The organism is Vibrio sp., from assembly GCF_984391705.1.
This window is the reverse complement of sequence record NZ_CFHWOM010000022.1, coordinates 47,327-55,715: the sequence shown is the minus strand read 5'-3', so window position 1 is coordinate 55,715 and position 8,389 is coordinate 47,327. Positions and strand designations below refer to the sequence as shown.

5 protein-coding genes are annotated in these 8,389 nt (G+C 45.5%); 3 read left to right on the top strand and 2 right to left on the bottom strand.

Going from position 1 to position 8,389, the window contains the following annotated elements; all coding sequences use genetic code 11:
• A partial coding sequence (locus AC4MRV_RS12835; protein WP_491187729.1) for a fructose-specific PTS transporter subunit EIIC occupies positions 1-1,316 on the top strand: 1,316 nt, incomplete at its 5' end.
• Positions 1,317-1,376: 60 nt separating this feature from the next.
• On the opposite strand, the gene AC4MRV_RS12830 is transcribed toward AC4MRV_RS12835, so the two are convergent.
• The gene (locus tag AC4MRV_RS12830) at positions 1,377-1,670 is read right to left on the bottom strand and encodes a hypothetical protein (RefSeq protein WP_491187728.1); all 294 of its coding nucleotides are present in this window, start codon (positions 1,668-1,670) and stop codon (positions 1,377-1,379) included.
• Positions 1,671-1,815: 145 nt separating this feature from the next.
• Here AC4MRV_RS12830 and AC4MRV_RS12825 point away from each other — a divergent pair, with 145 nt between their 5' ends.
• Both AC4MRV_RS12825 and glgC read left to right on the top strand, forming a co-directional pair.
• A complete protein-coding gene (locus AC4MRV_RS12825; protein ID WP_491187727.1) occupies positions 1,816-3,717 on the top strand; it encodes a sensor domain-containing diguanylate cyclase in 1,902 nt (633 codons plus the stop codon).
• 140 nt (positions 3,718-3,857) lie between these two features.
• Positions 3,858-5,084: a glucose-1-phosphate adenylyltransferase gene (glgC, locus tag AC4MRV_RS12820; RefSeq protein ID WP_491187726.1), complete on the top strand. Its 1,227-nt coding sequence runs from the start codon at positions 3,858-3,860 to the stop codon at positions 5,082-5,084.
• Between the two features lie 66 nt (positions 5,085-5,150).
• Here glgC and AC4MRV_RS12815 read toward each other — a convergent pair whose 3' ends face one another.
• A complete protein-coding gene (locus AC4MRV_RS12815) occupies positions 5,151-8,318 on the bottom strand; it encodes a chitinase C-terminal domain-containing protein (RefSeq protein WP_491187725.1) in 3,168 nt (1,055 codons plus the stop codon).
• Positions 8,319-8,389 lie beyond the last annotated feature (71 nt).

Below are 8,389 nucleotides of genomic sequence, written 5' to 3'. Positions count from 1 at the left end.
CACTAGAAGAAGAAGGCAAACGTCGTGGTCACCAAATCAAAGTGGAAACGCGTGGTTCAGTGGGTGCAAAAAACCAACTGACTGACCAAGAAATCGCAGACGCGGATCTAGTGATAATTGCAGCCGATATCGAAGTGCCTCTAGACCGCTTCAACGGTAAGAAGATGTACCGCACTAAGACTGGTCCAGCTCTTAAGAAAACCGCTGAAGAGATGGACAAAGCGTTTGAACAAGCAAGCGTATACCAACACTCAGGTTCTTCTAGCGCATCATCAGCAACGGAAGAGAAGAAAGGAGCGTACAAACACCTAATGACGGGTGTATCGCACATGCTTCCTGTGGTTGTTGCCGGAGGTTTGATCATCGCCCTATCCTTCGTATTCGGTATCGAAGCGTTTAAAGAAGAAGGCACGCTAGCCGCAGCACTGATGACTATCGGTGGTGGCTCGGCATTCGCTCTGATGATTCCAGTACTTGCAGGTTTCATCGCCTTTTCGATTGCTGACCGTCCGGGTCTGGCTCCGGGTCTTGTGGGAGGTATGCTTGCAAGCTCAACTGGCGCAGGTTTCCTTGGTGGTATCGCCGCTGGTTTCATTGCCGGTTACGCAGCGAAGTTCCTTGCTGACAAAGTGAACTTGCCACAATCGATGGAAGCGCTTAAACCGATCCTTATCATTCCTTTCGTGGCGACACTGTTCACGGGTCTAGTGATGATTTACATCGTGGGTGGCCCGGTTTCAGGTATCATGAACGGCTTGACTGACTTCCTAAACAACATGGGTTCAGACAGCGCAGTACTGCTGGGTATTATCCTTGGCGCGATGATGTGTTTCGACCTTGGTGGTCCAGTAAACAAAGCTGCTTATGCATTCGGTGTGGGTCTATTGGCTTCGCAAACTTACGCTCCAATGGCGGCAATCATGGCAGCAGGTATGGTTCCGGCTCTTGGTATGGGCCTCGCGACATTCCTTGCTAAGAACAAGTTTGAGCAAAGCGAGCGTGAAGCGGGTAAAGCATCGTTCGTTCTTGGTCTGTGCTTTATCTCTGAAGGTGCAATCCCATTTGCAGCGAAAGATCCAATGCGTGTTATCCCATCATGTATGGTAGGTGGCGCACTAACCGGTGCTCTATCTATGCTGTTTGGCGCAAAACTGATGGCACCACACGGTGGTTTGTTCGTGCTGCTTATCCCTAACGCAATCTCTCCAGTACTAATGTACTTAGTTGCAATTGCAGCTGGTACAGCGGTAACAGGTTTCACTTATGCGTTCCTAAAGTCTCGTGACCAAGTTAAACGAGTTGAAGCTCAGGCCTAATATCCCCCCCCCTACATGAAGTCCTGAAAACAAAAAGCACCTCAAAGAGGTGCTTTTTTATTAACTGCGGTTAATTGCGTCTTTATCGACAAAGACTTTTTTACCCGTTTTCAGTTTTAGTTCGAGGTACCCTTGTTTAGGGTAAGTCTGAACAATTTCGCCACGACGTTTAGTTTCGGAAACACTACACCCTTTCGGCAATGCTTGTCGGTCCAATTTCACTGACTTTCGCTGCATAAATGCCACCATCGCTCCTTGGTTATCACAGATTACGCGACTTTTCTCTATAGAAACATCTGCGAGTGCAGGGAAAGTAACAACTAGAGCCATTACTGCTAAAGACCATATTTTCATAAACGCACCTAAAGTTATTCAGAATAGCATTCAGTATATAGAATGATGTTCGGATTGTCACGTTATGCATGAATGCTCACAGTAATTGGCATTCAATTCGTTTATCATTACTCACTTATACAACTTTAGGACTATGTAATCGGCAATGTCATTTCCTCGCTATAAGTTACTATTACAATTCATCGTTACTTTTTGCGTACTTGCCTTTGTCCCCTCACTATACTTCTATAGTGAAAATATTAAGATCAGTGAGCGTACGGCTTCTGCGGTTGAGCAAGAAAATCGTAATAAACTCGAATATTCTAAAGCTGAGCTACAAGTTACTCTAAGTAAAATCAAAACTTCCCTACGTTCGCTGTCATCGAATGGTTTGCTTAATCAAGCACTACTTACGCCCAATGACTCTAACCTGAATATGCTCAAAGACTTCTGGTTACTCGTCACCCAAACGCAGGGCTACTACTCTCAACTTCGTTTTTTAGATACAAATGGCTATGAGATAGTCAGAATTAATAGTAGTGAGAACGTGTCGGAAATTGTGTCAGATGAACACCTTCAATTCAAAGGCGATCGTGATTACTTCCATTATGCCCAGACAATTGAGCAAGGACGCATTGGTGCCTATGGGATAGACCTTGAGTTGGAGAATGGCGAGTACGTTACACCTTTAACCCCAGCCTACCGTATCATCATACCAATTACGCTTCAGGGGGCTCGAAAAGGCTATTTTATTGCTAACTTGGACCTTAACCGAATTTACCATTCCTTAGCGTATAAAAGAGACAGCCGCAATTTGCCGAGTATCGTTAGTGATCAAGGCTATTATCTTATGTCTAACAATAATGAGCCTATTTTCGGAAATTTCATTATATCTCATCAAGATTCAAACCTAGCTAAACAGTATCCAGCTATTTGGTCGCAGATTCAAAACAGCACATCTGGAACTGTACCCGAAGGCAACACATGGATCTCATTTGTCAAAAGTAACCTTTCAGGTGCCACTCTTGTCAATGAGCTTATTTTCGTTCTTCAGTCCGATTCTAAGCATATCCTTTCTATAGAGCAGGACGCGCGACGGAATTTGTATATTCAAGGTAGTTTTCTGTTGGTGATTATCTTTCTAATTACGCTAAGTTTTGTCATGTGGAATTACAATCATCAGAAAAATAGCATGGCGAGTAAGATCGCTCGGGCCGCTATGAACGGTATGTCCGCAATGGTGATCACCGATAACAACAACCGCATCATTCAAGTTAATGAAGAATTCACGCGCGTAAGTGGTTATGAGCTTGCTGATGTTAAAGGTAAACAACCTTCTACGTTTGCTTCAGGAAAGCATAATCAAGAGTTCTACATGGAAATGTGGAAAGAACTCGAAAATCACGGTATTTGGGAAGGTGAAGTCGTTAATAAGCGACGTGACGGCTCAAAAATCACTGAAATTCTTCGCATTCAAACTGTCAAAGATAAGCGGGATGTCATCCAATTTTATGTTGCCTCATTTATCGATATTTCTCACCGGAAAGAGCTAGAAAACCGTCTCCGTGAATTAAGTGAGCGAGATGCGCTAACTAATCTGTGGAACCGTCGTAAGTTCGATATTGAAATGTCTTCACAATCGATGAAAATCAAGCGCTATCCTCAAAGTGAATTAGCCACACTTGCTCTGCTCGACATCGACCATTTCAAGAGAATTAACGACCAATTTGGGCATGACGTTGGTGACAAGACCATTACCGAAGTTTCAGAAATTCTGACCAAACATTTAAGGGAAACCGATATTGTTTCTCGCATTGGTGGCGAAGAGTTTGCAATCATAATGCCTCACACACCTTTAAATGAAGCGGAAATCGTCATTAACCGTGTTCGTACAGCGATTAACCTAGAAAGCTCTTTAGGAATCACCATTAGCGGCGGGGTGACAGAAGTCGGTCAGGATCCAAGTTCAAGTTACAAGCGCGCGGATATCGCGCTATATGAATCGAAAACGCTTGGGCGAAATCGGGTTAGCGTTTTGTCAGTCGTAGAATCCGATTCTATCGCCTAAAATTGGTGCAATACTCGCTTACTCATGCACTAAATTCACGCATTCATTCACACTCTCCATATGTAAACGCTGTAATTACAAGCACTAGCAAATTGGCTCGTTTCTTGTACTACGATTTTTATGAATCACATTGCACTGTTATGGAGAATAGTATGCAAGACACCCTCACCATCATCTTAGCAGGAGGCATGGGCTCAAGGTTGAGTCCTTTGACAGATGATCGCGCTAAACCAGCCGTCCCCTTCGGTGGCAAGTACCGAATCATTGATTTTACTTTAACCAACTGCTTGCATTCTGGATTAAGGCAGATTCTAGTCCTTACCCAATACAAATCTCATTCATTGCAAAAGCATTTACGCGATGGTTGGTCCATTTTCAACCCAGAGCTAGGCGAGTTCATCACGGTTGTACCTCCACAAATGCGTGGAGGCGGCAAGTGGTATGAAGGGACTGCTGATGCGATCTATCATAACCTGTGGTTACTTGAGCGTAGCGACGCCAAGCATGTCATCGTGCTGTCAGGCGACCATATTTATAGGATGGATTACGCTGAAATGCTAAAAGACCATATTGCTAACGAAGCAAAACTGACCATCGCCTGTATGGATGTCCCAAGGAGTGAGGCTTCTGCATTTGGCGTGTTGTCCTGCGACGAGAATAACCTAATCGACACGTTTTGCGAAAAGCCTACAACTCCCCCTTCAATGCCAGGCAATGAGCAGCGAAGCCTAGTCTCAATGGGGATCTATATCTTTGAGCGAGAAACGTTGCAGCAGGCGTTATTAGAAGACGCGAATATGGAGAGTTCATCGCACGACTTTGGTAAAGATATTATTCCGAAATTGATTGATGAACGATGCGTCTATGGCTACAACTTCTGCCAAGACCGAGGTCGCGTTGCGAGAGACTGCTATTGGCGTGACGTTGGTACCATTGATTCATTCTATCAAGCTAATATGGATCTACTCGAGCCTATTCCACCAATGAATCTCTATCAATCGAATTGGGGTATACGCTCTTATGAGCCGCAATTTCCACCAGCACGTACTGTTTCTTCAGCAACCGGTAACGAAGGTATTTTTATCAACTCAATGATAGCCAATGGCGTCGTTAATTCTGGTGGCTCGGTGCAACATAGTGTGATCTCATCAAACGTTAAGATCCATGATAGTGCAACCATCGTTGATAGTATCCTGTTCGATGATGTGGAAGTTGGGGATGGATGTAAATTAGTAAATTGTATAATCGATAAACACGTAAAAATCCCACCTAATACTGAGATTGGCTTAAATCGCATCGAAGACGCTAAGCGATTTCATATTTCAGAGTCTGGTGTTGTTGTTGTCCCTGAAAGCTATCAGTTCTAATTCATTTAAATAGAAAAAGCCTTGGTATTTTTACCAAGGCTTTTGATTTAGAGATGAACACTTAATCTATTGTGGACAAGGTACTTCGTCCCAGAACCAATTCGATTGTGTTGGTGTTTCCCATGTTCCAGGGCTGTTCTTAGCCACAAAACACTTACCATTGTAACTGTAGGTGTCACCATTTGTTGCTTGAGTAACACCTGGTTCCCATGCTGTTACAGTGCCGCTACCCGTGTTACCGCCGGTGTCGCCACCACCAGTATCTCCGCCACCAGTATTGCCGTCACCGTTACCTGCATTTAGGTCTGCAAGTGGTAGATCCGGTTGCTCGAACTTGAAGGCATAATCAACACCGTTAATGTTCACTGTATAGTTAGCTGGTCCAGAAATTGGTAGGTAGTACACCATGTCTAACTCGTAGGTGCCGCCAGCTGGTAGCTCTTTCCAAGCCGGTAGGCTAAACGCTACGCGGTGCATTGTGCCATCAAGACCACCGATATTGTTTGCACGAGTATGACCAGAAGCAATGACTGTTAGGCCACCACCAGACTGGTCTTTCGCATTGTCCGGTGCGGATACTGGAATATCAAATTGGAATTCCGTGCCACCAGGAATCGCTTGGCCGGTGTTATTGGTAAACGTTACTTTCGGATTAATTGGGTAGTTTTGGTCACCTACTTTGAAGCCACCGATAGAAACAGCGATATCTACAGCTTCAGTAGGGATCGCGCCTGTAGCGATCTTATTACCGTAAGGAGTAGCAGACTTGAACTTCTCGTACATAGCCTTGGTCATAGTGTTACCCATGTGGTACTCACCATTACCAGTTTTACACGCTTGTTCTGTCGTATCTACTGTTGTGCGCTGACCATTTGCATCAAGAACGTAACAGTTATAGTCACCCGCTAGCTCCCAGAACATGATACCGCCGATTTCTTTTTCGATTACGTAGTCCGCTTTCACGCTCACTGACGCTTCGTCTTCGGTAGATAGGAATACGCCCTTCTCTGCATTCCATAACCATGGCGCTACTGCGACACTGTCATAATTGCGCTCATACGTACCCACAAAGCGATCAGTTGGATCGTTCACAGGATCAAGTTTGTATGCGTCAGAGTATGTGCCCCAAATGCCATTTTCTAGGTTCTTCGCATGCCACATAGGACCTGAACCCGCACCCATTTCATTGCCTTTAGGGTCGGTGTCATGCCACATGTTATCGATACCAACCGCACCGTTACCACAGTTGTTCTTCTCACCTTCACCCGTGCCTTCAGGACACTGAGTCTGATCAGGAAGCGCTGCACGGCCCCAAAGGCCATTTGTGCCGCCCGTTACGCCCTGCCAACCACGCGTATAGTAAGGAACACCAATGTTAATACGACCAGCCGGCATTGAACCACGGAAGTAGTGGTAAGCCCAGTCAGTATTCAGGTAACCAATGCCACCATAAGCGGCGGTGCCATAAACGTTCCACTGTGCCAGCTCTGAATCTTCACCAGTATCGAACAATGCTGCGTTGTGACCAACGTGATCATTCCACGCACCGTGCAAGTCGTAAGACATGATGTTTACATAATCGAGGTACTTAGTAACGTCAAACGTTTCCATACCACGAAGTAGATAACCTGAAGATGGCGCTGCAATCGTCAACATGTAGTGAATACCGTCTTGTGCAGAAGCAACATCCAGTTTTTCACGCAACACTTTCATCAGTTCTTGGTAAGAAGCCCATAGGTAAGGACGACGCGGTTCCATAAACGCTTTATCGTATGGATTACCTGCACCTGCCATTGATGTTGGGTATTCGTAGTCAATATCCAGACCGTCAAACTTGTAGGTACGCATCATTTCTACAGCAGAAGTCGCGAACTTCTCAATACCTGCGTGGTTGATCGAACCATCAGCGTTAGTTGTCATAGTGTAGAAACCACCATCTGCCACTCGGTTGCCGTCTGCACCAAAGTGACCGCCTGTTTCGGCCCAACCACCGATCGAGATTAACGTCTTAACGCCGTGTCGCTCTTTGTATGTCGCGAGTGCACCGAAGTGGCCTTTGAAACCAAGTGCAGGATCGATATCAACACCTGCCCACTCTTTGCCCGTTGCTGCGTTATTTGGATCGTTGACATCACCAAGGTTAACTTTACCGTCTGGGCCGATGCCGACAAACGCGTAGTTAATGTGAGTCAATTGTTCCCAAGGAATGTCTTTAACAAGGTAAGCCGCTTGAGGATCATCTCCAGCACGCCAACTTGTGAAGTAACCAATCACACGACGAGGGTGATCCGCGCCCATCAATTCACGGCCTTCTTCATCATAAGCCGTACAATAAGGAACGTTCACGCCTTCGGTTTGGTATAAGCCGTCTGGGCGACAAGTCGCAACAGTAGGTGCACCATTTACTTTAAGGGTAACTGCTGAAGAATTACTTGATTTACCCAAGTTGTCTGTCGCTTTGGCATACACAGATAGGCTGCCAGATGAAGTTGTCGTGTAATCGAGTGTATAAGGTGCAGTTGCTACCGTACCCACTAAAGTACCAGCAACGTAGAAATCCACTTTCTCAACGCTACCGTCGCTGTCAGCTGCATTTGCTGACAAGGTAACAACGCCACCGACATCAACGACTGCCGTTGATAGGCTTACGTCTACCGTTGGTGCTACGTTACCAGGTTGGCTAGCATCAACAATAATAGACGTTGAGCTAACAACACTCGCTGCACCCTTATCATCGAAGGCGGTCGCTGTAACGGTGTGGTTACCTTCTGTCGCTGTCCATGTTGCTGAGTACGGGGCCGTTGTATCTTCACCAACGACAACGCCATCAACTTGAAACTCAACGCGTACGACACTGCCATCGTTGTCATTCGCATTCGCGGAAATTGCGACGGCGTCTCCATCTAGAATGGTGTCATTTGCAGTTGGTGAAGTTAGTGAAACCACTGGCGGTTCATTAACCACAACCCCGCCTTCACAGCTACCAAGAGACTTCCAGAATCCCCAAGGGCCGGCTGTTTCTGCCGGGTTATTTCCTTGAGTCCAGTAGTTCGCTTGATAAGCTTCATTAACGTGTTGAACTTGATCTCCACCGTTGTATACCGCTGAAGTGTCCCATTCTGGTAATGCGCTACAGTCAACTGCTGCGTAGCTATTGAATGCAATCAAGCATGAAGCGCTTAACGTGCTTAGGGTAAATACACGTTTTTTTGCAGTTCCGTTTGATAGGTGCATAGAGTTCTATCCTTAAGTTATTGTTTCAATGTATTAAATTCACTGCATATCTAGCAGAAAACTTAAAACTT

Bases quoted from the DNA above. Each gene is read 5' to 3' on its own strand.
- AC4MRV_RS12830 (WP_491187728.1), bottom strand. From the start codon at position 1,670: ATGAAAATATGGTCTTTAGCAGTAATGGCTCTAGTTGTTACTTTCCCT.
- AC4MRV_RS12815 (WP_491187725.1), bottom strand. From the start codon at position 8,318: ATGCACCTATCAAACGGAACTGCAAAAAAACGTGTATTTACCCTAAGC.
- glgC (WP_491187726.1), top strand. From the start codon at position 3,858: ATGGAGAATAGTATGCAAGACACCCTCACCATCATCTTAGCAGGAGGC.
- AC4MRV_RS12825 (WP_491187727.1), top strand. From the start codon at position 1,816: ATGTCATTTCCTCGCTATAAGTTACTATTACAATTCATCGTTACTTTT.